22 protein-coding genes are annotated in these 23,561 nt (G+C 67.5%); 19 read left to right on the top strand and 3 right to left on the bottom strand.

The window, feature by feature from the left end:
• The first annotated feature begins 91 nt into the window (after positions 1–91).
• From ACFQGD_RS28415 to ACFQGD_RS28400, 4 genes are all read left to right on the top strand, one after another.
• On the top strand, positions 92–994 hold the full coding sequence (locus ACFQGD_RS28415) for an alpha/beta fold hydrolase (protein WP_345406616.1): 903 nt from the start codon (positions 92–94) through the stop codon (positions 992–994).
• A gap of 95 nt (positions 995–1,089) precedes the next feature.
• Complete coding sequence (locus ACFQGD_RS28410; RefSeq protein WP_345406423.1) at positions 1,090–1,509, top strand: cupredoxin domain-containing protein; 420 nt, start codon at positions 1,090–1,092, stop codon at positions 1,507–1,509.
• Positions 1,506–2,852, top strand: a complete 1,347-nt coding sequence (locus tag ACFQGD_RS28405) for a hypothetical protein (RefSeq protein WP_345406426.1) — start codon at positions 1,506–1,508, stop codon at positions 2,850–2,852. Before ACFQGD_RS28410 ends, ACFQGD_RS28405 begins: the two co-directional genes overlap by 4 nt.
• Positions 2,853–2,857: 5 nt before the next feature.
• Positions 2,858–3,034, top strand: coding sequence for a hypothetical protein (locus ACFQGD_RS28400; protein WP_345406429.1), 177 nt, complete (start codon positions 2,858–2,860; stop codon positions 3,032–3,034).
• A gap of 20 nt (positions 3,035–3,054) precedes the next feature.
• Here the strand turns inward: ACFQGD_RS28400 and ACFQGD_RS28395 are convergent, their stop codons facing one another.
• Positions 3,055–3,702: a TetR/AcrR family transcriptional regulator gene (locus ACFQGD_RS28395; protein ID WP_345406432.1), complete on the bottom strand. Its 648-nt coding sequence runs from the start codon at positions 3,700–3,702 to the stop codon at positions 3,055–3,057.
• Between the two features lie 198 nt (positions 3,703–3,900).
• Here ACFQGD_RS28395 and ACFQGD_RS28390 point away from each other — a divergent pair, with 198 nt between their 5' ends.
• The 15 genes from ACFQGD_RS28390 to ACFQGD_RS28320 all read left to right on the top strand — a co-directional run bounded on the left by ACFQGD_RS28390 (position 3,901) and on the right by ACFQGD_RS28320 (position 21,936).
• A complete protein-coding gene (locus ACFQGD_RS28390; protein WP_345406435.1) occupies positions 3,901–4,899 on the top strand; it encodes an alpha/beta fold hydrolase in 999 nt (332 codons plus the stop codon).
• Between the two features lie 257 nt (positions 4,900–5,156).
• The gene (locus tag ACFQGD_RS28385) at positions 5,157–6,104 is read left to right on the top strand and encodes a DUF3152 domain-containing protein (RefSeq protein ID WP_345406438.1); all 948 of its coding nucleotides are present in this window, start codon (positions 5,157–5,159) and stop codon (positions 6,102–6,104) included.
• A gap of 145 nt (positions 6,105–6,249) precedes the next feature.
• On the top strand, positions 6,250–7,440 hold the full coding sequence (gene moeZ, locus ACFQGD_RS28380; RefSeq protein WP_345406441.1) for an adenylyltransferase/sulfurtransferase MoeZ: 1,191 nt from the start codon (positions 6,250–6,252) through the stop codon (positions 7,438–7,440).
• A 108-nt stretch (positions 7,441–7,548) separates the two neighbouring features.
• Positions 7,549–8,355: a TIGR02569 family protein gene (locus tag ACFQGD_RS28375; protein WP_345406443.1), complete on the top strand. Its 807-nt coding sequence runs from the start codon at positions 7,549–7,551 to the stop codon at positions 8,353–8,355.
• Between the two features lie 141 nt (positions 8,356–8,496).
• The gene (locus ACFQGD_RS28370) at positions 8,497–10,626 is read left to right on the top strand and encodes a molybdopterin oxidoreductase family protein (protein ID WP_345406446.1); all 2,130 of its coding nucleotides are present in this window, start codon (positions 8,497–8,499) and stop codon (positions 10,624–10,626) included.
• Positions 10,613–12,076, top strand: coding sequence for an FAD-dependent oxidoreductase (locus ACFQGD_RS28365; RefSeq protein WP_345406449.1), 1,464 nt, complete (start codon positions 10,613–10,615; stop codon positions 12,074–12,076). The genes ACFQGD_RS28370 and ACFQGD_RS28365 overlap by 14 nt, the downstream gene beginning before the upstream one ends.
• A 157-nt stretch (positions 12,077–12,233) precedes the next feature.
• On the top strand, positions 12,234–12,692 hold the full coding sequence (locus tag ACFQGD_RS28360) for a hypothetical protein (RefSeq protein ID WP_345406452.1): 459 nt from the start codon (positions 12,234–12,236) through the stop codon (positions 12,690–12,692).
• 32 nt (positions 12,693–12,724) lie between these two features.
• Entirely contained in the window at positions 12,725–13,327 is a 603-nt protein-coding gene (locus tag ACFQGD_RS28355) for a DUF3558 domain-containing protein (RefSeq protein WP_345406455.1), read from the top strand.
• Positions 13,328–13,330: 3 nt separating this feature from the next.
• Positions 13,331–14,626: a hypothetical protein gene (locus ACFQGD_RS28350; protein ID WP_345406458.1), complete on the top strand. Its 1,296-nt coding sequence runs from the start codon at positions 13,331–13,333 to the stop codon at positions 14,624–14,626.
• A gap of 6 nt (positions 14,627–14,632) precedes the next feature.
• Positions 14,633–15,400 (top strand): ESX secretion-associated protein EspG, encoded by a 768-nt coding sequence (locus ACFQGD_RS28345; RefSeq protein ID WP_345406461.1) that lies wholly within the window; start codon positions 14,633–14,635, stop codon positions 15,398–15,400.
• A gap of 119 nt (positions 15,401–15,519) precedes the next feature.
• Positions 15,520–16,926: a nitrate/nitrite transporter gene (locus ACFQGD_RS28340; protein ID WP_345406464.1), complete on the top strand. Its 1,407-nt coding sequence runs from the start codon at positions 15,520–15,522 to the stop codon at positions 16,924–16,926.
• 297 nt (positions 16,927–17,223) lie between these two features.
• Positions 17,224–19,776 (top strand): nitrite reductase large subunit NirB, encoded by a 2,553-nt coding sequence (gene nirB / locus ACFQGD_RS28335; protein ID WP_345406467.1) that lies wholly within the window; start codon positions 17,224–17,226, stop codon positions 19,774–19,776.
• Positions 19,776–20,117: a nitrite reductase small subunit NirD gene (gene nirD / locus ACFQGD_RS28330; RefSeq protein WP_345406470.1), complete on the top strand. Its 342-nt coding sequence runs from the start codon at positions 19,776–19,778 to the stop codon at positions 20,115–20,117. Before nirB ends, nirD begins: the two co-directional genes overlap by 1 nt.
• Positions 20,114–21,250 carry a uroporphyrinogen-III synthase gene (locus tag ACFQGD_RS28325; RefSeq protein WP_345406473.1) on the top strand — a complete coding sequence of 379 codons (1,137 nt, stop codon included), beginning with the start codon at positions 20,114–20,116 and terminating at the stop codon, positions 21,248–21,250. The genes nirD and ACFQGD_RS28325 overlap by 4 nt, the downstream gene beginning before the upstream one ends.
• Positions 21,247–21,936 carry a sirohydrochlorin chelatase gene (locus tag ACFQGD_RS28320; RefSeq protein ID WP_345406476.1) on the top strand — a complete coding sequence of 230 codons (690 nt, stop codon included), beginning with the start codon at positions 21,247–21,249 and terminating at the stop codon, positions 21,934–21,936. Before ACFQGD_RS28325 ends, ACFQGD_RS28320 begins: the two co-directional genes overlap by 4 nt.
• 57 nt (positions 21,937–21,993) lie before the next feature.
• Here ACFQGD_RS28320 and ACFQGD_RS28315 read toward each other — a convergent pair whose 3' ends face one another.
• Both ACFQGD_RS28315 and ACFQGD_RS28310 read right to left on the bottom strand, forming a co-directional pair.
• On the bottom strand, positions 21,994–23,130 hold the full coding sequence (locus ACFQGD_RS28315) for a winged helix DNA-binding domain-containing protein (protein ID WP_345406479.1): 1,137 nt from the start codon (positions 23,128–23,130) through the stop codon (positions 21,994–21,996).
• A gap of 7 nt (positions 23,131–23,137) precedes the next feature.
• Positions 23,138–23,542: a DUF3224 domain-containing protein gene (locus tag ACFQGD_RS28310; RefSeq protein ID WP_345406482.1), complete on the bottom strand. Its 405-nt coding sequence runs from the start codon at positions 23,540–23,542 to the stop codon at positions 23,138–23,140.
• Between the last annotated feature and the right edge of the window lie 19 nt (positions 23,543–23,561).

The following is a 23,561-nucleotide window of genomic DNA, read 5'->3' as shown; positions in this document are numbered from 1 at the left end:
TACAGGTTGAGGTTCGACGAAGACGGTGGTGCACGTGAGCATCATTGAGCAGCGCGGCTCGATGGGATCGACGGTATCGGAACGACTGGACATGGCTGCTAGCGATACTGGCAGTGGCGACCGGTTCGTGACAAGTGACGGCACTGTCCTGCACGTCAGGGACACCGGCCCGGCCGACGCCCCCGCCACCGTGTTGTTCGTGCACGGCTGGACGCAGGACAACACGTGCTGGGACATCGCGGCCGCTGAGATGCCGGACGACGTTCGCGTGGTTCGTTACGACCACCGAGGTCACGGCGGCTCGGCACCGGCGCGACCCGGCACCCGGACGCTGGAGCAGCTCGCGGACGACCTCGCTGAGGTCATCGATGGCGTCGTGCCGACGGGTCCGATCGTGCTCGTCGGGCACTCCATGGGCGGCATGACGATTATGGCACTCGCCGAGCGGCACCCGACGCTGGTCGAGTCGCGCGTCGCGGGCCTCGCGTTCGTCGCGACGTCCTCCGGGAACATGCACCGCATCAGCCTCGGTCTCAAGGGCGCGCTCGGCCGCTCTGTGCCACGCGTCGAGCCAGTGTTGCGGTCGCTGCTGGAACGCCGCAAGAAGGGCACCCTCCCCGGCAGCCCCCGGCTGCTCAGCCCCGCCGCGCGCTGGCTGGTCTTCGGCAAGAAAGCAAAGCAGGAGTATGTGATCGAAACCGTGCGGCAGTCGCTCGGCGCGCACCCGGCCAGCATCGGCGGGTTCATGGACGCGATCTTCGCCCACGACCGGCGCGTCGCCCTCGGCGCGCTGCGGGACAAGCCGAGCGTGGTGCTCACCGGCGATCGGGACCGGCTCTGCCCGGTTGACCACGCCAAGGTGATCGCGGACGAGCTGCCCGACACCGACTTCGTGCTCTTCCCCGGCGCGGGCCACATGTTGATGTACGAACGCCCTGTCGAGGTCAACGCGAGGATACTTTCGTTGCTACGTAGGGCGGTTCCCACGCGCTGACGCGTTGGCCACGGCTACCCTCGGTGCTCATCCGGTACCGGGGGTCCGCCTCGTGGTGCCGCGGCCCTGACGAACAGCCCAACTGAGGGGACACCATGCTCAAACACACCCTTGCCATTGTCGCTGCCCTGACGCTGGCCCTTGCCGGTTGCGGCACCGACGCCGACACCGCGGGCACCAATGGCCCCGCCGGCACCGACTCCGGGACAACGACGTCGAGCGCACCGACCGGCACGACCGACTCCGCCAGCGCCGTCGCTGTGAGCTTCACCGTCGAGGGCGGCGAGCGGGTGAGTGGCCCCGAGCAGCTTGAGGTCGCCGTCGGCGAGCGGGTCGCTATCGAGGTCACCTCGGACACGGCCGATGAACTGCACGTTCACGGCTACAACAAGACCGTCGCACTGACGCCGGGAGAGCCGGCCACGCTGGAGTTCGAGGCCACGATCGCCGGCGTGTGGGAGATCGAGCTGCACGACAGCGGCAACCTGCTCACCGAGCTGCGGGTGACGCCGTGACCGGCGAGCAGATCCTCGCGCACGGTCTTGGCTCGAGGGCTGACCTGCCCGTGCCGACGTGGCTGGCGCTGTTCGCCGGTGTCCTCGCGGTGCTGGTGTCGTTCTTCGCGCTGGCCGCGCTCTGGACCGAGCCGAGGCTCCGCGGCGCGCGGGCTGGCACGCCACTACCAGCCGGGCTCGCCCGTATCGTTGACGCGCTGGCCACGCGGGTTGCGCTGCGGGTCGTTGGCGTGCTGCTGCTCGCGTTGTTGCTAGCTACCGCGTGGTTCGGCACCGACAGCTCGGCCACCAACCCGGCCGCGACCTGGTTCTACGTGTGGTTCTGGGTCGCGCTGGTGCCGCTGTCCATCGCGCTCGGCCCGATCTGGCGGCGGCTCAACCCGCTGCGCACCCTCGCGGTGGCACTGCGGATGCTGCCCCCGCTGCGGTACGGCGGACGCTGGCGCCGCACGTTGCCCGAGCGAGTCGGCTACTGGCCAGCCACGGTTGGGTTGCTGGCGTTCCTGTGGCTGGAGCTGGTCTACGGCGAGTCGGACTCGCCGCGCGCCATCGCCGTGTTCGTCACCGCCTATGTACTGGTGCACGTCGTGGCTGGTGCGGTGTTCGGGCGCGGGTGGTTCGACCATGGCGAGTCGTTCGAGGTCTATTTCGGGTTGATCGCGGCGCTGTCGCCGTTCGGGCGACGCGATGATGGCGTGCTTGTCGTGCGCAACCCGCTCGATGGACTGCTCACCATCCAGCGTTCGGAAGGCCTGACGCCGGTGGTGCTGGTCATCCTCGGCTCGACGGCGTTCGACGGGCTTACCCGGCTACCGCTGTGGGGCGATGTCACAGAAGGTTCGCGAGGTGTCATGCTCGCGCTGCTCGCCACGGCGGGGCTGGCCGCGGCGATCATCGCGATCGCGGGCATCTACACCGGCGGGATCTGGCTGACGAGGCCGTACTTGCGGAAGAACACCGACGGGCAGCCGTTCGAGCCGTACAGCGCGTTCGCGCACTCGCTTGTGCCGATCATGATCGGCTACACCGTCGCGCACTACTTCTCGTTCGCGGTGTTCCAGGGGCAGGCGGGGCTGCTGCTCGCGTCCGATCCGTTCGGGCTCGGCTGGAACCTGTTCGGCACGGCGGACGCCACGATCGACTACACCGTCATCGGCACGACCACGATCGCGTTCGTGCAGGTCGCGGGCATTGTCGTCGGGCATATCCTCGGGGTCACGTCGGCGCACGACAAGGCGATCGGCGTCCTCAGACCGAAGTATGTGAAGGTGGGGCAGTACCCGATGCTCGCGGTGATGGTCGCCTACACCGCGACGGGCATCGCCCTCGTCGCGGGAGTGTGAGCGGAGTGGCACCGGCAGAGACGACGCGGACGCTGGCAGAGCGCGTCATCCTGATGCATCAGGGCGGCTGGGACGAGATCCTGCTGGTCGTCGGCCCGCTGGTCGTCATCGCCGTGCTGATCATCGTCGCGCGGAAGCAGGCGCCAGCCGAGGACGACGAGGGCGACGGCGGTGATGACTAGCCGTCACCGCCGCGCGGTCGTCACTGCTGCAGCGGGAACCCCGCGCCGATGCCGCGCCACGCCAGCGTCGCGATGAGCGAGACGGCGTCGTCGCGGCTGATCGAGTTGTGATTGTCCAGCCAGAAGCGTGCGCTGACCTGACTCAGCCCGACCAGGCCGGACGCGAGAAGCCGCGCCTTGTCCTCGCTCAGGCCCGCGTCCGAGGTGATGGTCTTCGTGATGGCGTCGACAGGAGCCTCGGTCGCACGGTCGACAGCGGCCTGCACGGCGGGCTCGCCACGCAAGTCGGACTCGAACACCATCCGGTACGCGCCGGTCTCGCTGTTGACGAAGTCGTAGAACGCGCCGACGGCGTTCTTCACCCGCTGCTTGTTGTCCGTTGTCGATGAGAGGGCTTCCTTGACCGCGGCGATCAGCTCGTCGACGTGGACGTCGAGCAGCGCACTGTAGAGGTCGAGCTTGCCGGGGAAGTGCTGGTAGAGCACGGGTTTGGAGACACCGGCGCGCTCGGCGATCTCGTCCATCGCCGTGGCGTGGTAGCCGTTGGCGGCGAAGACGTCCTGCGCGACGGCGAGCAGTTGCTCGCGGCGCTTGCGCTTGGGCAACCGGACGCCCCGCCCCAGTTGCCGGAGCCTGCTCGTCGTTGGCAGCCTCGCCGCTTCGGTCATGCTTCCTCCCGTGTGACTGTTGCGGGCCCTGTAGGAACCCACCGCTCGCGCGGGCGCGTAATGTGCGCGATCGCGTGTGGTTGAGACTACCCGCCGGTAATACCGGGTTGGCAAGCCTTGGGTGTCGCCAGCCCGTTCGCGAGCGTGCGGCCGAGCCCGGCATGGGCATCGCGGGGCGCGGTGGGTCATGCTGGATAGGTGACTTCAGCACGTTCCCACTCAACCGAGCCAGGCGGCGACGACGTCGGCACGTCCAGCGTCGAGTTGCCGCCGTTGGACCGCACACTACCGCCGTGGCCGGGCGGCCATGAAGAGGCCAGCGGGGTGCGGCTGCATGTCCGCCGTACCGAGCCCGCGCTGTCGCCCGACGACGCGGACACCGCCGTCTACGTCCATGGTCTCGGTGGGTCGTCGACGAACTGGACCGACCTCGGTGTGCTGCTCGCGCCCTGGGGAAGAGGTGTCGCCATCGACTTGCCGGGGTTCGGCTTCTCCGAGCCAGACCCCGCCTTCGATTTCACGCTCGCGGGGCACACCGAGCAACTCGCCCGGTTCATTGCGGGGCTGGGTAAGGGTCCGGTGCACCTGCTCGGCAACTCCATGGGTGGCGCGATCGCGGCGCTACTGGCTGGCGGCAGGCCGGACCTGGTCAAGACGCTCACGCTGATCTCGCCCGCGGTGCCCGACCTGCGCCCGTTGCCGTCGCGGCTGTCCGATCCCAGGATGGCGCTGGCGTATCTGCCGGTTGTCGGGCGTTCGGCGCGCAGACAACTCGCCGCGATGACGCCGAGGGAACGGGCGCGGCGGGTGATCGAGCTGTGCTTCGCCGACCCGTCGTCGTTCCCGGAGTCGCGGCTGGCCGAGCTTGCCGAGGAGCACGGTGAGCGGCTGGAGCTGCCATGGGCGATGACCGCGCTCAGCCGCAGCACGTCGGACATCTTCCGGGTCTGGCTGGCGCGCGGACCCAGCTCGATCTGGTCGGTGTTGCGTGCGGTGGCCGCGCCGTCGCTCGTGGTGTGGGGCGACAAGGACAAGGTCATCTCGGCCCGCAAGGCCCACCGCACCGCGCGGCTGTTGCGCGACAGTAGGTTGCTGATGCTGCCCAATGTGGGACACGTAGCTCAGATGGAGCACCCCACGGCGGTCGCGCGGGCGGTCCTGGAGTTGTGGCAGGCCGAGGGTACCGGCGATTCGTAGTGGTATTAGGCCACCTGAGTGGTGCGCCCTTCCTGTTCGGCGCAGCCTGTCGGTGACCAGTGTGAGAGCGGATATGGCACGCTGGACGCGTGGAACGGCGGACAGGACAAGCACGACGCGAGCGAGTGCGCCGACCTGCCCGTGCTGTCGCCGCTGGCTCGGGCCGGGACCGCGGATCTGGGCCGGCCCCGCCGAGGGAGTACCCACGGCCGCCGCGGCCTCATGCGCCGCCCCCTCCCAGGCGAAGCGCCGAGCCGTTGCGAGCGTCCTGGCGGCCGGAGACCGGCGAACATCCCGCCGCACCGCCCCCGCCGAAAGCGAAGTCATTGCCGCGCCGGATCATCGGCACCTACGGCTGGCGGATCTACGCCTTACCCGTGTTGCTCGCGCTGACCGTGCTCACCGTTTTCGATCTCAGCGGTGGCGATCCCGCCGACGAAGGGGTCAGGGCGTCCGCCACCGTGCCGAGGGACCCGGATGTCCACGGCAAGGCGATGGAGACCCCCATCGTTACCGAGAACCCGGCCGAGCCGATCAAGCTGGACATCCCGACCGCGAAGCTGCCCAAGGGCGGTGACTTCACACGGGGTGGTAAGGGCACCTGGCACGTCGTCCCAGGGAAGAGCAAGCGTGTCGGCTCCGGTGGCAGGCTGTATAAGTACGTCGTAGAGGTTGAGGACGGCATCGACCCCGGCAGCTACGGCGGCGACCAGGCGTACGCGAAGACCGTGGAGGCGACGCTGGCGGACCCGCGTAGCTGGACCTACGACGGCACGGTGTCGTTCCAGCGGATCAACGATCCCGCCGCCGCCGACTTCGCCGTGAGCCTCACCACCCCGGAGACCAACCACCGGCCAGACGTCTGCGGCTACACCATCAAGTTCGAGGCGTCGTGTTGGCGCAGCGACATCGGCAAGGTCGTCATCAACCTGGCGCGCTGGGTACGTGGGGCTAAGGCGTTCAGCGGCGACCTGGGGTTGTATCGGCAGTACGCGATCAATCACGAGGTCGGGCACGCGCTCGGCATCGGCCACGTCGGCTGCGCCAAGGATGGCGCACTCGCTCCGGTGATGATGCAGCAGACGTTCGGGGTGGCGAATAACTATGTCGCCAAGCTGAACCGGGTGAACCCGAGCGAGCATCACACGGTGCCGAAGGACGGCAAAGTCTGCAAGCCGAACGCCTGGCCGAACCCCCGGCCATAGTTGTCCAACATGTGGACATGGCCACCATGATGTGGACGACGCGGGGTCGACGTAGAACGATGGAAGAGACCGAGCCGCACCTGCGTTGACACCAGTCGTGACGGGTTCGAACGTCGCCCACGGTGCGTAGATGGAGGAACGCCACATGTCAGACACACGAGGCGGGGCACTACCGCCCCTCGTTGAGCCCGCCGACGAACTCACCAAGGATGAGGTCGCTCGGTACAGCAGGCACTTGATCATCCCGGACGTCGGGGTCGAGGGGCAGAAGCGGCTGAAGAACGCCAAGGTCCTCGTGATCGGTGCGGGCGGCCTCGGTAGCCCCGCGCTGCTCTACCTCGCCGCGGCGGGCGTCGGCACGCTCGGCACCATCGACTTCGACGTCGTCGACGAGTCCAACCTCCAGCGGCAGATCATTCACGGCCAGTCCGACATCGGCAAGCCGAAGTCGCAGTCCGCCAAGGAGTCCATCGCCGAGGTCAACCCGTTCGTCAACGTCGTCGTGCACTCCGAACACCTCAGTAACGACAACGCGTTGGACATCTTCCGCGACTACGACCTGATCCTGGACGGCACGGACAACTTCGCCACCCGCTACTTGGTCAACGACGCGGCGGTCATCCTCGGCAAGCCCTACGTGTGGGGCTCGATCTTCCGGTTCGAGGGCCAGGTCAGCGTGTTCTGGGAGGACGCGCCAGACGGTCGCGGCCTGAACTACCGTGACCTCTACCCGGAGCCGCCGCCACCCGGCATGGTGCCGTCGTGCGCCGAGGGTGGCGTGCTCGGCGTGCTGTGCGCGTCGATCGGCTCGATCATGGTCAATGAGGCGATCAAGCTCATCACCGGCATCGGCGAGCCGCTGCTCGGACGTCTGATCAGCTACGACGCGCTGGAGATGCGCTACCGCGAGGTCAAGATCCGCAAGGATCCGGAAACGCCGAAGATCACCGAGCTGATCGACTACGACTCGTTCTGCGGCGTGGTCAGCGACGAGGCTTCCGCGGCCGCGGCCGACGCGACGATCACCCCGGACGAGCTGAAGGCGATGTTCGACGCTGGTAAGGACTTCCAGCTCATCGACGTCCGCGAGCCGCACGAGTACGAGATCGTCAAGATCGAGGGCGCGAAGCTGATCCCGAAGGACCGGATTCTCTCCGGTGAGGCGCTGTCGGAGCTGCCGCAGGACAAGCCGATCGTGCTGCACTGCAAGTCCGGTGCGCGCTCCGCTGAGGCTCTCGCCGCGCTGCACCAGGCCGGGTTCTCCGATGCCACCCACCTCGGCGGCGGCGTTCTCGCCTGGGCCAACCAAGTGGACCCGAGCCTGCCTACGTATTGATGGTGGTGTTGTGCCGTGAAGGGCATCTTACAGGCGTGTGGTGCCAGTAAGATGCCCTTCACGGCGCACCCCATTCCGACGTCACCGTTTCGGCGGTAATCTCCCCGTGTGTCCACTATCGTGGAGTGTCCGCCCGGCAGGGTGTGTGCGGCGTTCGGAGTTGACGAGGGCGAACTGGAGCCGTTCGGCGAACTGGGGTGGCGTACGGGCAGGCTCACCCTGCTGCCCGTCGCGGACTCCGAGCAAGCGTTGTGGCTCGCCAGGTCGCTGAACGACGTCCACCTGCCTGACTTGCGAATCGCGCGACCGGCGCGTGCCACCGACGGGCGCCAGGTCGTCGGTGGCTGGATGGCGTTGCGCGCGATTGACGGCGAGCCCGCCGACCCCGAGAAGTCCACAGTCGACGACCTTGTCCTGGTGTCCGTCAAGCTGCATCAGGCGCTGGCACACATGTCCCGGCCGGACTTCATCGACAAGCGGGACGATGCCCTCGCCCGCGCGGACCGGATGGCATGGGGCGAGGACGAAGCTGATCTCGACGACTCCAGCTGTGCCCGCTGGTTCGATCTACTACTCGGCGCGACCAAGCCGGTTCCGCTGAAGGACCAGGTGGTGCACGCCAACCTGTACCGCGGTGTGCTGTTCTTCACCGACGCCGCACCCGCCATCGTGGACTTTCGCCCGTTCTTCCGGCCACCGGAGTGGTCCGCCGCGCTGGTCGTCGTGGACGCCATCGCTGACGGCAAGGCAGACGTCGACGTCATGGCGCGGTGGGAGCACATTCCCGCCTGGCGGCAGATGCTGCTGCGCGCGGTGCTGTTCCGGCTCGCGGCAGGGGTGCTGGATTCGGACACCGGCGAGGACGCCCGGGAGCGGTTGCGGCACGCGGCGAGCACGGTGAGCCGTTACGTCTGACGGTGGCGCTCCTCACTCGGCGGGCCGCTCACCTCGGCGGACGTCCGTCGTGTGCGCACAATGTCAAACGCCTGAAACATCGCTGCACCTGCCGGTAACAACGGCTTCCTACCGTCGATGGACGGCGAACGGAGGTGACCGGTGACAGTGACAGCCGCAGCGACCACGGCGACGAGCACTGGCGCGGCGACGCACTGCCCGTACTGCGCGTTGCAGTGCGGCATGCGGGTCACGCCCGCCGGCGGCAGCGCAACCGTCGAGCCGCGGCAGTTCCCGACCAACGGGGGCGGCATGTGCCAGAAGGGCTGGACGTCAGCCGCACTACTGACGTCGCCCGCGCGGCTGACGACCCCGCTCGTCCGCGTTGATGGCGAGCTGACCCCCGCGACGTGGGACGACGCGCTCGATGTCGTCGCCACTCGACTGCATGACATCCGTGAGCGGCGCGGTGCGGACGCAGTCGGTCTGTTCGGTGGCGGTGGGCTCACCAACGAGAAGTGCTACGCGCTCGGCAAGTTCGCACGGGTGGCGCTTGGCACGTCGCAAATCGACTACAACGGCCGATTCTGCATGTCGTCGGCCGCCGCGGCGGGCAGCAAGGCGTTCGGCATGGATCGGGGGATGCCGTTTCCGGTTACCGACCTCGCGGAAGCCGACGCGGTGCTGCTGGTCGGATCCAACCCGGCGGAGACGATGCCGCCGTTCGTGCAGCACTTGCCGTCCGATGGGTTGGTCGTTGTTGACCCACGCCGCACGCCCACGGCCGAACGTGCCGAGCTGCACCTGCAACCCGCGCCTGGCACCGATATGGCGCTGGCGTTGGGCATCCTGCACGCCGTCGTCGCCGATGGTCACCTCGATCAGGCATACGTCGACAGCCGCACCGTTGGGTTCGTCGAGATGTGGCGTGTGGTCGCGAGCTGGTGGCCCGAACGGGCGGAGCGCATCACCGGTGTCGCCGCCGCCGATCAGCGCAAGGTCGCCGCGACCCTAGCCGCCGCGAACAACGCGTATGTGCTCACGGCGCGCGGCACCGAGCAACACGCCAACGGTGTCGACACCGTCAGTGCCTGGATCAACCTGGCGCTCGCGCTGGGCCTGCCTGGTCGTCCCGGCTCCGGGTACGGCTGTCTTACCGGCCAGGGCAACGGCCAAGGTGGACGCGAGCACGGCCAGAAGGCCGATCAACTGCCCGGCTACCGCAAGCTCGATGACCCTGCCGCGCGCGAGTACGTCGCTGGGGTGTGGGGTGTTGATCCAGACTCGTTGCCGAGGCCAGGACGATCAGCGTACGAACTGCTCGATGTCCTCGGTACTGAAACCGGCCCCCAAGCGTTGTTGGTATTCGGCAGTAACCCTGTGGTGTCCGCCCCTCGAGCGGGTCATGTCGCCGAACGACTGGAGTCACTGGATTTCCTTGTTGTCGCCGACATCGTGTTGTCGGAGACCGCGGCCATGGCGGACGTCGTGCTGCCGGTGACGCAGTGGGCGGAGGAAACCGGCACGATGACGAACCTCGAGGGTCGAATCCTGTTGCGTACGAAGGCCATCGACCCGCCGGATGGCGTGCGGAGTGACCTCGACGTCCTGCACGGCCTCGCCGTCCGGCTCGGTCAGCCGTCCGAACGATTCCCGACTGACCCGGAAGAAGTATTCACCGAGCTGCGGGAGGCTTCGCGTGGCGGTGTCGCGGACTATTCCGGTGTCACCTACCAGCGGCTCCGTGACGGCGAGGCCCTGCATTGGCCCGTGCCGAGCGGGCCAGGCCCGCACTCAGACGAAGCTCACCCCGGCACGCCCCGGCCGTTTCTAGAGCGCTTCCATCACCCGGACGGCCGGGCGCGGTTCACCTCAGTGACGTACAACGGACCCGCGGAGCCAGTCGACGTCGATTACCCGCTGATCGCCACGACAGGGCGGCTGCTCGCGCAGTACCAGTCCGGCGCACAGACCCGCGCCATCGACGAACTGCGCGCGGCAGCGCCGGAGGCGTTCGTCGAGATGCACCCGGACACCGCCGAACGGTACGGCCTTACGGTAGGCGACATCGTCCGGGTCGTTTCCCGCCGAGGTGAGGTGGAAGCACCTGTCCGGCTGACGTCGGCGTCGCGACAGGACACAGTGTTCCTCCCCTTCCACTTCCCCGGCGCGCAGCGCGCCAACCTGCTGACCAATCCCGCTCTTGACCCCGTGAGCCGCATGCCCGAGTTCAAGGTGTGCGCCGTGCGGCTCGAACTCGCCGAGAGGAGCGGTGTACATGTCGACAGGTGATCAGGCAGGTCCACGGCGAATCGTCATCGTGGGCTACGGCATGGCAGGTGCCCGGCTGGCCGAGGACCTGCGCGCTCGTGACCCGCGGGGTGAGCGAGTGAGCGTGACCGTTGTCGGTGGTGAGCCACATCAGGCTTACAACCGGATCCTGCTGTCGAATGTCGTCGCGGGCACGATGTCGGAGCGCAGCGTCCACTTGCACGATGAGTCGTGGGCCGAGGCCAACGACATCGACCTACGGGTCGGTACCGCTGTGACGGCCATCGACCGGGACGCCCGCATGATCTCGTTCGATGATGGTGGTCAGGTGGCGTACGACGCGCTGGTGCTTGCTACCGGTAGCCGCGCGTGGATTCCCCCGACAGAGGGTCTGCTGGACGACGACGGCGAGCTGGCCGACGGTGTCGTTCCGTTTCGGACCCTGGATGACTGCGAGCGAATCCTCGCGCACGCGCGGGCGGGCGCGCCAGTGGTGGTGATCGGTGGCGGTGTGCTCGGACTAGAGGCCGCACGTGGCCTCGCGGGTCGAGGGAGCAACGTGACGGTGGTGCATCCGGTCGGTCACCTCATGGAGCGGCAGCTCGACGCCGGTGCGGGTGGAGTACTCGCCGCGACGCTCGCGGAGCACGGCATCGAGTTCGCGCTCGGCAAGCTGGCCACGCGGTATGTTCCTGGCGACGGGCTCAAACTGGACGATGGCAGTCACTTGCCCGCTGATCTGGTCGTCGTCTCGGCAGGTGTGCGGCCGGAGACCGGGCTGGCCGAGGCCGCCGGGCTAACGGTGGACCGTGGCATCGTCGTCGACGATTCGCTGCGTACCAATGACCAGCGCATTTTCGCGATCGGTGATGTCGCACAGCACCCTGGCGCGCCGTCCGGGCTGGTCCAGCCCGCGTGGGAGCAGGCGAGCGTGGTCGCCGACCTGCTCACCGGAACCGACACGTCGTCACGCTACCGGGGGACGTCGGTTGTCACCCGCCTGAAGGCACGCGGCGTCGATCTCTCCGCGCTCGGCGACGTCCACGCTGAGGCGGATTCGGCCGACGACGAGGTCGTGTGCCTGACCGATCCAAGACGGGGACGCTACGCCAAGCTAGTGCTACGTGACGACCGAGTGCGTGGGGCGATCTTGCTCGGATTCCCGGACGCGGCGGCTTCGGTGGCGCACCACTTTGACAACGGCACGCCCGCGCCGAGTGACCGACTAGCGTTTCTGCTGGGCAGAGCATTACCGGGGGAGGCGGCGCCCGCCGAGAATCCGGCGACCATGCCCGGCTCGGTGACGGTCTGCAAGTGCAACAACGTCACGAAATCTTCGCTGGTCGACGCGTGGCGCTCGGGCGCACGCAGTACGGCCGATCTCGCCAGCGCCACGCGGGCGACAACAGGGTGCGGCGGATGCCGTGACGTCGTCGAGGGCATCGCGACCTGGCTTGCCAGCACGGATTAGCCCGCCAGTCGAACCACTCGTATGACACTGATGACTGACTGAGCGGTCAGCGTGGTGGCGCGTGAACGAAGTTCGTTGGATCACGCCCGTGACACACGGGTGTCGGTTACCGTAGTCAGTTGGAGGCAGCCGGTAGCGAACTGGAGGGCTAAGGGCGATGGCGAGCTCCTTCTCGGGCGGCTGGGGCGACAGCGACGATGACACCGTTGACTTCATCGAGGGCCTCACCGACTGGGGCGAACGGACTGTCTACGGGGGCTCGAACTGGTTCGAGGAGCTGACCAGCTCTGGCAAGGGGTTCCGTTTCCCCAGCGTCGAGGACGCGGACAAGCTCATCAACAACTTCAAGGACCGTCGGGACAGCATCAAGGGTTGCCAGGGCCGTATCGATCGGGCCAGAGACGCACTGCGTCTGCCATTCGCATCAGACCACGCGAGTCAAGGTTATGTGAGCCAAGCACTTGATTCGCTTGAGCGGCTTGCTGAACTCAATGAGTCGGCTTTGGCGTATGCCAATCATTACATCGAAAAACTTGAAAAAGCGAAGAAAGCAAAACATGATCAAGACGATGAATTGGCGTCTAGTTTCGTGAGTTCGGAACGGAACGTCGGCTGATGTGTATTCGGCAAGTGAATATATTTCTGGCCATGCTGGTAGTTGCTTTGGTCGCCGGTTCATGTTCGGAGGCTACTGAGGGGGCGCCATCAGGAGCCGGTGCGATTCCTTCACCATCGAGCGAATCGTCAGAGAGTGTTCCGAAGGTGGATGATCCGCTTGATGTCGAGCCGTTCCTTGATAGGCCGTGTGAGCTTGTTGATCCGGCGGCGCTGTCGAAAGTCGGAAATTTCAAGCCAGGTTCGGCGGATGTGGATAGCAAAGCTGCCAAGAAGCTCACTGGCCCGAGTTGTAGTTGGCATGCGAAGGGCTCGGGTCCTGATGCTGGTCTGGCGATAGGTACGGTTCACCGGGATAATGGGACTGGTGGAATAAAAGGTGTATATGCTGGAAAGGAACAAGGGTTCATAGAACGACTTGAGCCCGTTGAGATTCCTGGCCACCCAGGTTACCCGGCGGCCTACGCGGGAGGCGAGGATGAATTTTCTCGCGGCCGGTGCCCATTGGCGGTGGGAATAACAAATGATCTTTCCATTATGGTAAGCATCACGGATAGAGCTCATCCTGAGCGAGCGTGCTCCGCCGTTTTAAAGGTGGCCGCTTCTGCGTTGGAAGCCCTTAAGAAGGGAAGCTGAGTCGTGTCTTCCGGTGCCGAGATCTACCGAATGTTCCAGGCTGGGAAAGTCGATCTTCTTGAGGTTGCCTTCGATATCGTCGAACAGCTCTACAAAGAGTTTGGGAACGAGGCTGAGGAGCTCAAGGGTGCTCACGACCAGATGATGCGGTACTGGGAGGGCGACTCGGCTGACGCGGCGGGCAAGGGCATTGAGCCGCTCATCGAGGCGTATAACCAGAGTGCGCCGTTGATCAGGAATGCCAGCCACTCGATGACGACGCAGGCGGCTGTGTTCTCGGCGTCGAAAAGCGCCGTCGTCCCGGTCCCGGACGAGCCCGCCGAACCGAGTACGTTCGCGAAGTTCGCGGGCACAATCGCACCCGGTACGGACTACGGCGAGGAGTATCGCTCCTATCGCGATGGCATGGCCGCTCATGAGCAGGCCAACGCGAACAACGTGCGGGTCATGCAGCAGTACGCCGCCAGTACGGACGGCACGCGCGGTGAGCTGCCATCGGACTTCGGCATCATCGAGGACGATGGTGCCGTGATCAACGTCGAGACCCGTGCGGCTAACGCCATCGGTAGTCCGAGCGCGGCCGGACCGAGCCTTGGGGGTGCGCCCGGCATCTCCGCGGGTGGAGTGCCCATCGCCGGGGGCGGATACACCGGCGCACCCAACGTCGGCGCGCCGGGCGGCGGACTTTCCGGCGGTACGACGTCTGGGGTGCAGCAGCCCAGTGCCGCCCCGCCGGGGACTCCGGGAAGCACCACGCCGCCGCGCCCGGTGCCCGGCACGCCCGTCGCGGGTGGCCCGATCGGAACGCCGGTCAGCGGCGGCAATGACACCACCCGGAGTACGCGCGGCCGTGGCACTACCGCCGCGCGGCCCCCTGCCGGAACATCCCGTGCGGGCTCGCGCATGACCGCGGGTGGTCCCCCGAAGTCGGACAGTGCCGCGGGGCGGATCCAGCGTGGCGCCGGCGCGGCGGCCAAGTACAGCGGCGGGACCCCTCAGCCCGGCAAGAGCGCGGGAGTCGCGAGCCCTGCCGGTGGTGGATCGGCGGTGACCGCGGCGAAGAGCCCCACTAGCGTCGGCCGCGGCGCGCCGGGCGCCATGGCGGGCACCGGCTCCGGACGTGGCCAGAACAGCGACGACGACAAAGAACACACGGACAAGTACGCCATCAAGGAGCAGCTGGACGCGGGGCTGGTCACCGAGGTCGACGAGCTCGGTGAGAAGGTCGTCGACGAGCAGACCGGCACGACGGTGGTGCCGCCCGTCATCGGCGACACCGACGACGGCGCGAAGGGCTAACCGCTGGTGTACGGGCCGATCCTGGCGGCGTCGCCGCGTGCCCTCGAACTGGCGGCGGAGTGGGAGAAGGCAGGACCGCTCAACCCGGTGCTGCGCGCCATCGACGTCTACTACGGCCCAGACGACGAGGCGCCCGACCCCGCCGCCGAGCTGATCGACGCGGAGCTCGCCGAACGGGAGAGGCGGGTCAGCGATACCTTGCTCGATCTGTTGCCGCCGCTGTGCGCGGCGTCGCTGGAGTACGTGGCCGATTTCCGCGTCGAGAACCGGAAGTACACGGCGCTGTCCGCATCGACCGGCACCGCGGCGGCCTTCGCCGTGCGCGAGCGGGATCTCGACGCCGACACCGACATTGTCCGGTTCCGGGAAATCGGCGTCGACGAACTCCTTGATGCCCTTCTCGACCTGCTGAACCTCCGACCTGGCGCGGGTAAGCTGATCAGCGTCGCCGTCACCGAGGCCCGCCTGCAGCGTGACGGCTCAACCGACCAGCCGCCGAGCGAGGAGCTCACCCAGCTTCGCGCCCTGCTCGCTAGACCGGTCGTCGGCCCGGCCGTCGAGATCGCGGTCGGCGCCCGCGACGGCATGGGCAAACACCACTACACCCACCAGCCGTTGCATATCGCTGCTCTGGACTGGGGCCACTTCATCACCTATACCACCGGTGACGGCCGCGACGAACGCTTCTATGGCGGCCCAGCGACGCGCGAGTACGTCCGGGACGCACTCGCCACTCTGCGAGAGGGGCTGGCAGTGGGTAACCCTCACAGGTGAGGATGCGGGTTGTGCGCGGACGTTAGCACTACCGCGATCGAGTGACAGCTCCACCGAAACGGTGGCTTCCTACGGTTCCTCCAGCACGCCGACACCGTGCCGGAAAGCAGGAGGTAGGAATGACTGCCGTAGCCGAGAAAACGACCGGAGAACCGCCAGCGCGGAAAGGCCGTTGGATCGACCACTGGGAGCCTGAGGACCCGGCGTTCTGGGAACGCACGGGCAAGCGCATCGCCTGGAAGAACCTGGCGTTCTCCGTGTTCGCCGAACACCTCGGGTTCAACGTCTGGATCCTGAACAGCATGATCGTCGCCTTCCTCGGTGACGTTGGCTTCAATTTCAGTATTGGGCAGACGTTCTGGCTGCTGATCCTGCCGAACCTGGTTGGGTCGACGCTGCGGATCCCGTACACGTTCGCGATCCCGAGGTTCGGCGGTAGGGCCTGGACGACTATCAGCGCATCCCTCCTGGCGATTCCGTGCGTGATGCTTATCTTCGCGGTGAGCAACGCGCCGACTGCGACCAGCGCGGGGACGCCGTACTGGTTCTTCCTGCTCACCGCCGCCGCGCTCGGCTTCGGCGGCGGGAACTTCTCGTCGTCGATGACCAACATCTCGTTTTTCTTTCCCGAAGGGAAGAAGGGCCTCGCGCTCGGACTGAACGCGGCGGGCGGCAACATCGGTGTCGCGGTGACCCAACTGCTCGTGCCGATCGTTATTTCCCTCGGCACCGGAATCAACCTCGCCTATGCGGGCATCATGTGGCTGCCCGTCATCGTGATTTCCGGGCTTTGTTCGTGGTTTTTCATGGACAGTCTGACGTCAGCCAAACCGGACGGCGAGTCGTACGGAGTCGCGCTGCGTAACAACCAGACCTGGGTGATGGCTTTCCTCTACATCGGCACGTTTGGGTCGTTCATCGGGTTTTCGTTCGCTTTCCCGACGCTAATCAAGGAAACGTTCGTCGACTTCAAGGGCTTCGTCGCGCTGGCATTCCTCGGCGCGCTGATCGGCTCGATCTCGCGGCCGTTCGGCGGCTGGCTGGCGGACAAGATCGGCGGTGCGAAGATCACGATGTGGAACTTCATCGCGCAGGCGGTGTTCACCGTCAGCGTGCTCGTCGCGGTGGACATCGACAGCTTCGCGTTGTTTTTCATGTCGTTCATCGCGCTGTTCGTGCTCACCGGCATCGGCAACGGTTCGACGTACCGGATGATCCCGATGATCTTCGCCGCGCAGACCAGGGCGAAGGTGTTCAAGGACGGCGGTGACCTCGAGCTCGCGTTGAAGGCGGCTAAGCGACAGGCGGGCGCGGTGCTCGGCATCGTGGGTGCTTGTGGCGCGTTCGGTGGCGTGCTGATCAACCTGTCGTTCAAGTTCTCGCTGGAAAGCACCGGCACGCTGACGGCTGGTCTCGCGGTCATCGCGGCCTACTTCGTAGCCTGCACGGCGGTCACCTGGTGGTGCTACCTACGCAAGAGCTTCGCGATCCAGCGTGCGCCGAGCCTGGCCTACGCCGACGTGTAACCCCTCACCCGCGTCGCGCGTGCGGAACCGGCGACCCCATGGCGAACAACGCCGTGGGGTCGTCGGCATGGTCAGCGCACTGTCATCAGGTTCACACCGAGGCGTTACGGCGGGCGTAATCCGCGTCCGCCGTCGCGAAACCGCCCGTCAGCGCGGTGTCCGCACGCCGCGGGCAGTCCATATCGGGTGCGGCTGACCTGCGCGGAGAGCGTTTGGTAACGCCCGCGAAACACGAGGGAAGCGGCCGTGACATTGCGGGTGCCCAGCATGGACTCGTCCGCGTCACGGAGGTAGTTGATGAGTCGCACGCTGGTAGTCGTCGGAAACGGGATGGTGAGCCACCGCCTCGTTGAGGCCGTCCGCGCCGAAGACGTCGACGGCGCGTGGCGGGTCGTCGTGCTCGCCGAGGAACCCCGCCCTGCCTACGACAGGGTCGGGCTGTCGTCCTACGTCGGCAGTTGGGACGCCGCGGCGCTGGAACTCGCCGGATCGCGGTATGACGGCGATGACCTGGTCGAGCTACGCCTCGGTGACCCGGTCGCGCGTATCGATCGCGAGGCCAAGGTCGTCACCACCGAGGCAGGGTTCGAACAGGCCTACGACGCGCTGGTGCTGGCCACCGGCTCGTACCCGTTCGTGCCGCCAGTACCGGGCCGCGACCTGCCCGGCTGTTTCGTCTACCGCACCGTCGAGGATCTCGACGCCATCCGGACGGCAGCCGACGACGCGCGATCGCATCGGGGCCGCGCCGCTGGCGCCGTGATCGGTGGGGGACTGCTTGGGTTGGAAGCCGCCAAGGCGCTACGGGACATGGGGATGTCGCCGCACGTCATCGAGATGGCGCCCCGGCTGATGCCGATCCAGGTCGATGAGGGTGGCGGCGCGCTGCTCAAGCGGCTTGTTGAGGGCCTCGACGTCACCGTCCACACCGGGACGTCCACCAGCGAGATCGTGGCGGATCGCGGCAGGCTGCTCGCCAAGCTCGGCAACGGCACTGAGCTGGACCTCGACCTGATCGTGTTCTCCGCGGGCATCCGTCCGCGTGATCAGCTCGCGCGCGAGGCGGGACTGGACATCGGGGAGCGCGGTGGTGTGATCGTGGACGACCGCTGCCGCACCAGCGATCCCGCCATCTATGCCGTTGGCGAGGTCGCCGCCGTCGAGGGCACCTGCTACGGGCTTGTCGCTCCCGGCTACACCATGGCCGAGATCGTCGCCGCACAGCTCGCGGCGGGCAACGACGAAGCGACCTTCCCCGGTGCGGACCTTTCCACCAAGCTCAAGCTGCTCGGCGTCGACGTCGCCAGCTTCGGTGATGCCCACGCGACAACCGAAGGCTCGCTTGAGGTCGTCGTCAACGACGCCGTGGCGGGCACCTACAAGAAGCTCGTCGTCTCGGACGACACGAAGACGCTGCTCGGCGGCATCCTGGTCGGCGACGCCAGCGAGTACAACACGTTGCGGCCGATGGTCGGCAGCGAACTGCCCGGCGACCCGGCATCGATCATCGCGCCCGCCGGGGGCGACGGCGGTGGGATCGGCGTTGACGCGCTACCGGACGAGGCGCAGATCTGCTCCTGCAACAACGTCACCAAGGGCCAGATCAAGGGCGCCATCACCGAGCAGGGTTGCGACACGGTGCCGAAGGTCAAGGCATGCACCAACGCGGGTACCGGTTGTGGCTCGTGCGTGACGATGCTGCCGAAACTGCTGGCGTCGTGTGGCGTCGAGGTGTCGAAGTCGCTGTGCGAGCACTTCACCCAATCGCGTGCCGAACTGTTCGAGATCGTCGCGGCCACGCGCATCACGACGTTCAGCGAGCTGATCGCCAAGCACGGCACCGGTTCCGGCTGCGCGATCTGCAAGCCGGCGGTCGCCTCGATCCTGGCGTCGATGGCCCCCGTGATCGGCGCGGACGGGCACATCTTGTCCGGTGACCAAGCCGGGTTGCAGGACACCAACGACCGGTTCCTCGCGAACATGCAGCGTAATGGCACCTACTCGGTGGTGCCGCGCGTGCCGGGCGGGGAGATCACGCCGGACAAGCTGATCGTGCTCGGCGAGGTCGCAAAGGACTTCGGGCTCTACACCAAGATCACCGGCGGGCAGCGAGTCGACCTCTTCGGCGCGACCGTCGACCAGCTACCGCACATCTGGAAACGCCTCGTCGAAGCGGGATTCGAGTCCGGACACGCCTACGGCAAGGCGTTGCGCACCGTGAAGTCGTGCGTCGGGTCGACATGGTGCCGCTACGGCGTGCAGGACTCCGTCGGTATGGCGGTAGCGCTCGAACTGCGCTACCGGGGGCTGCGTTCGCCGCACAAGCTCAAGTCGGCCGTGTCCGGCTGCGCGCGTGAGTGCGCCGAGGCACGCAGCAAGGACTTCGGCATCATCGCCACCGACAAGGGCTGGAACCTCTACGTCTGCGGCAACGGTGGCATGACACCGCGCCATGCCGATCTGATCGCGTCCGATGTGGACGATGAGACGCTCATCAAGCTCATCGACCGGTTTCTGATGTTCTACATCCGAACCGCGGACCGGTTGCAGCGCACCGCGTCCTGGTTGGAGGAGCTGGAGGGCGGGCTTGATCACCTACGCGAGGTGATCGTCGATGACAAGCTCGGCATCTGCGCCGAGCTTGAGGACGCCATGGCCGCGCACGTCGCGAACTATGCCGACGAGTGGAAGGGCGTGCTGGACGACCCGGACAAGCTGGCACGGTTCACGTCGTTCGTCAATGCGCCCGGCACGCCGGACCCGACGATCACCTTCCGCGAGGAACGCGAGCAGAAGGTGCCGGTGTCGCTGGGGATCCCCGCTGTCGCTGGCACTGAAGGGAGGGCCTGATGACGGTGACCGACGCGCGGACCTGGACCGCCGTGTGTGAGCTGGCACGGATTCCGGTAGCGGCTGGGGTCGCCGCACTCCTGCCAGGCGGTGAGCAGGTGGCGGTGTTCCGTACCGAGGCCGATGACGTGTACGCCATCGGCAACATCGACCCGATCGGCGGCGCGGCCGTGCTCTCGCGTGGCATCGTCGGGGACGCCGACGGCGTGCCGGTCGTCGCGTCGCCGCTGTACAAGGAGCGGTTCGACCTGCGAACCGGTGAGTGCCTCGACGGGGACGCGAGCGTGCCCACGTATCCGGTGCGGATCACCGAGGGCGTCGTTCACGTCGGGTCGGTGTGAACGTGCTGCCGCTGGCGGGATACGCCATCGGTGTGACGGCGGCGCGGCGCGCCGACGAGCTGGGCGCGCTGTTCGTTCGCAAGGGCGCGACCGTCCGGTATGGACCATCGATCCGCATCGTGCCGCTCGCTGACGACACCGAACTGCACGCGGCCACGCGACGGCTGCTCGACGCGCCACTTGACGTCGCCGTGCTCACCACCGGCATCGGATTCCGGGGCTGGCTCGAGGCAGCCGAAGGGTGGGGGCTCGGTGCGGACTTGCTGGCGACGTTGGCCTCGGCGCGGCTGCTCGCGCGAGGCCCGAAAGCCAAGGGAGCGGTGCGGGCGGCCGGGCTGGCGGAAGCGTTCTCACCGCGATCTGAGTCGAATGCGGAGGTGCTGGACCATCTGCTCAGCGCTGGTGTCGACGGCCTGCGGATCGCGGTGCAACTGCACGGTGAGCCGCTGCCGTACTTCGTGGAGTCGCTGCGGCACGGGGGTGCCGAGGTTATCGAGGTGCCGGTGTATCGGTGGGTCGGTCCCGCCGATCCGGGACCACTCGATCGACTGATCGACGCGGTACTCGATGGCGGTATCGACGCGCTGCCGTTCACCAGCGCGCCCGCCGCCGCGAGCATGCTGACGATGGCAAAGCGCACCGGGCGTCACGACGCGCTGGTCCAGGCGATGCGGGAACGGGTGATCGTCGCGGCGGTCGGGCCGATCACGGCGGGCCCGCTGGCCGCGGTGGGGGTGCCGACCGTGCGGCCGGAGCGGGCGCGGATCGGTGCACTCGCGCGGGTGGTCGCGGAGGCGCTGGAGCAGCGCACACCCCGGCTGCGCGCGGTCGGGCACCGCGTGGAGCTGCGTGGGCAGGCGGTGCTCGTCGACGGCGAGTTGCGCGAGCTGGCGCCCGCTCCGATGGCGGTGCTGCGCGCGTTGGCACACCGGCCCGGCGTAGTCGTCTCCCGCAAGGAGCTGACCGGGTGCCTGCCCAGCGGCGGGGAGGAACACGCGGTGGAGACGGCGGTAGGGCGGCTGCGGTCCGCGCTTGGCGACAGCAAGTTGGTCCAGACCGTCGTCAAGCGTGGGTACCGTTTGCCGGTCGAGGACGCTGAGGTCGTGCCGTTCCCCCGGGCAGGTGCGTCGTGATCGTTCTCGCGGCGCATGGCACACGTGATCCCGCCGGTCCCGTGGTGATCGAGGCTCTGGCGGACGGAGTTCGGAGCGCGTTGCCGGGCGAGACCGTGTGCGTCGCGTACGCCGACGTCCGCTCGCCCAGCGTGGCCGACGTCCTCTCGCGACACCCCGGTGAGCGTGTCGTCGTTGTGCCCGCGTTCCTCTCCGCCGGCTACCACGTCAGGACGGACATTCCGCGGCAAATCGTCGCGAGCGGGCATCCCCGCACGGTGCTCGCCGATGCGTTCGGTCCCGCGCCGGAGCTGATCGCGGTGCTCATCGAACGTCTTGTCGCGAACGGATACCGGCATGGGGACGGTGTGATCCTCGCGGCGGCGGGTTCCAGCGACCACCGTGCGCTCATCGACGTCCATGACGTGGCCTATGCCCTCGGCGTCCGGCTTGGCGCACCGGTGCGGGTCGGCTACGCCGCGACGGCGCGACCGTCCGTGCCTGACGCGGTGGCCGCGCTGCGCGCGACGCGGCCGGACGCGCGGGTCGCGGTGGCGTCCTGGCTGCTGGCGCCCGGACTGTTCCAACGCAGACTCGACGACGCGGGGGCCGATGTCGCCGCCAACCCGCTCGGCGCGCATCCCCGCGTCGTCGACCTCATCGTCCGCAGATACCAGGCGGCGGTCGGTGCACTAGCAGCCGCGTGACCCGCGGCTCCGCGCCTTGTCCTGCGTTCTCGACACTGTGTCTTGCACTCCCGACACTCAGGACACCGATACCCGCACGTTCGGGAACCCACGTGCGGCGGCCACTCGCGCTGCCTCATCCTCGACGGCGGCGTGGTCGGCGGGGTGCAGCGGCAGCAACGGCTCGATCGTCACGTCGAGACGGGTGCGACCAGCGGTTTTCGCCCGCCAGGTCGCCACGATCTCCCCGTTAGCGAGCAGCACGCCCGGATTGCCGAGCACCCGCCACACCTGCTTGTGGTGCCCGTCGTCCGGCACCAGCGTGCGGCGGTCGCGCGCCTGTAACAGCGGATCAGACGGTGGCAGCAGTCGCACGACATCCGGCTCCGGTGGATTCTCCAGCGCGCCGACGTCCTCTGGTGTGAGCCATGCCTGTCTGCCCGCGAAATCCACCTCGACCAATTCCTCCGGCCACATCGCGCCCGCGACCCGCTTCGTGGTGCCGAGGAACCCCGCCGTTTCCGCCGCCGTCGCCGGCCCGTGCAGGCGCAAGTACCGCCTTGCGACCTCGGTGCACGCGGCGGTATCAGGCTCCTGTGCCAGCAGCCCGCCACTCAGCGGTGTGAGCGTCGCCGGGAAGACGTCTGGTTCCAAACGCACGCCCGCGCGCAACGTCGTCAGCCGCATGACCTGTTCGTGGATGTGCGTCGCCTGGCACGGGCGACACCAGCGCACCAGCCCCTCGGGGAGCCGTGGGGTCACTCGCTCGCTCGCCGCGCCCTTGGTCATCGTCGCGTCGACGACGTCGTGCAGCGCCACCGCGGCCGTGCGCAGTGCCTCCGTTGGGGGCATGCCCGCCTTGGCGACGTCGCCGCGTTGCCATGCGAGCCGAGCCTGCGCGTCGACGTCATTTACAGGCACCAGCGAAGCGGCCATGGCGGGCAACTCGGCAGCGCGATGCAGATGCGGCGCGCCCCGGTGCGTCCACGCCAACGTCACGTCCGCCCCGTGGAGCGTGTCTCGGAACCGCTCGCCGCTCAGCACCGCAGGGTCGACGTCCAACCGTGCCGTAAGCGCCAGCCGTGCCGACCCGCGCTGGGCGTCCTGTACGCCGAGGTCGAGTACGGCCAGCGACGCGACGTCGCCGTGCGGCCGGTGCAGTTCTTGTGCGGCGATCCGGTACGCCATCACCTGCGCGCGGTCGACGCTCAGCATGCCCGCATCACTGCCCCGCCAGCTTGTAGTCGAACGTGTACGCCATGGTTTCCGACGCGCCATAAATCGTGCCGTTCCCGGACAAACCGGCCAATTCGCTGGTGCCGGACCCGGGCAACACCTGCCAGATTCCGGTGACGCCGTGCTCACCGAACCCGACGTCATGCTTGATCATGAACGTCCCGCTGCGGCCGTCGACGCTGCCCTCGATCCGCTCCAGCCCCGGCGACGTCGCCCCGGCACCGTCCGTTTGCCCGCCGGGGTAGTACAGCAGGTAGTCACACGTCGAGCTGCCCTCGATCACACCGGAATAGGTGAACGTCGCGTGCGCATGGGTGTAGTGGGGCTCGTCCTCGCCGCCGCTGACGACGTCTTCCTGCCACGACCGCATAGTGAAGGTGTTCTCGCTCATGCCGCCATCTTTGGCGCAT

The organism is Haloechinothrix salitolerans (genome assembly GCF_042662605.1).
In the GTDB taxonomy this organism is placed as follows: Bacteria; Actinomycetota; Actinomycetes; order Mycobacteriales; family Pseudonocardiaceae; genus Haloechinothrix_A; species Haloechinothrix_A salitolerans.
This window is presented reverse-complemented; position numbering and strand designations above follow the sequence as displayed.

Excerpts from the sequence above, each read along its gene's own strand:
- ACFQGD_RS28355 (WP_345406455.1), top strand. The coding sequence starts at position 12,725 with ATGCTGGTAGTTGCTTTGGTCGCCGGTTCATGTTCGGAGGCTACTGAG.
- ACFQGD_RS28340 (WP_345406464.1), top strand. The coding sequence starts at position 15,520 with ATGACTGCCGTAGCCGAGAAAACGACCGGAGAACCGCCAGCGCGGAAA.
- nirD (WP_345406470.1), top strand. The coding sequence starts at position 19,776 with ATGACGGTGACCGACGCGCGGACCTGGACCGCCGTGTGTGAGCTGGCA.
- ACFQGD_RS28410 (WP_345406423.1), top strand. The coding sequence starts at position 1,090 with ATGCTCAAACACACCCTTGCCATTGTCGCTGCCCTGACGCTGGCCCTT.
- ACFQGD_RS28395 (WP_345406432.1), bottom strand. The coding sequence starts at position 3,702 with ATGACCGAAGCGGCGAGGCTGCCAACGACGAGCAGGCTCCGGCAACTG.
- ACFQGD_RS28310 (WP_345406482.1), bottom strand. The coding sequence starts at position 23,542 with ATGAGCGAGAACACCTTCACTATGCGGTCGTGGCAGGAAGACGTCGTC.
- ACFQGD_RS28315 (WP_345406479.1), bottom strand. The coding sequence starts at position 23,130 with ATGCTGAGCGTCGACCGCGCGCAGGTGATGGCGTACCGGATCGCCGCA.
- nirB (WP_345406467.1), top strand. The coding sequence starts at position 17,224 with ATGAGTCGCACGCTGGTAGTCGTCGGAAACGGGATGGTGAGCCACCGC.
- ACFQGD_RS28360 (WP_345406452.1), top strand. The coding sequence starts at position 12,234 with ATGGCGAGCTCCTTCTCGGGCGGCTGGGGCGACAGCGACGATGACACC.
- moeZ (WP_345406441.1), top strand. The coding sequence starts at position 6,250 with ATGTCAGACACACGAGGCGGGGCACTACCGCCCCTCGTTGAGCCCGCC.
- ACFQGD_RS28365 (WP_345406449.1), top strand. The coding sequence starts at position 10,613 with ATGTCGACAGGTGATCAGGCAGGTCCACGGCGAATCGTCATCGTGGGC.
- ACFQGD_RS28415 (WP_345406616.1), top strand. The coding sequence starts at position 92 with ATGGCTGCTAGCGATACTGGCAGTGGCGACCGGTTCGTGACAAGTGAC.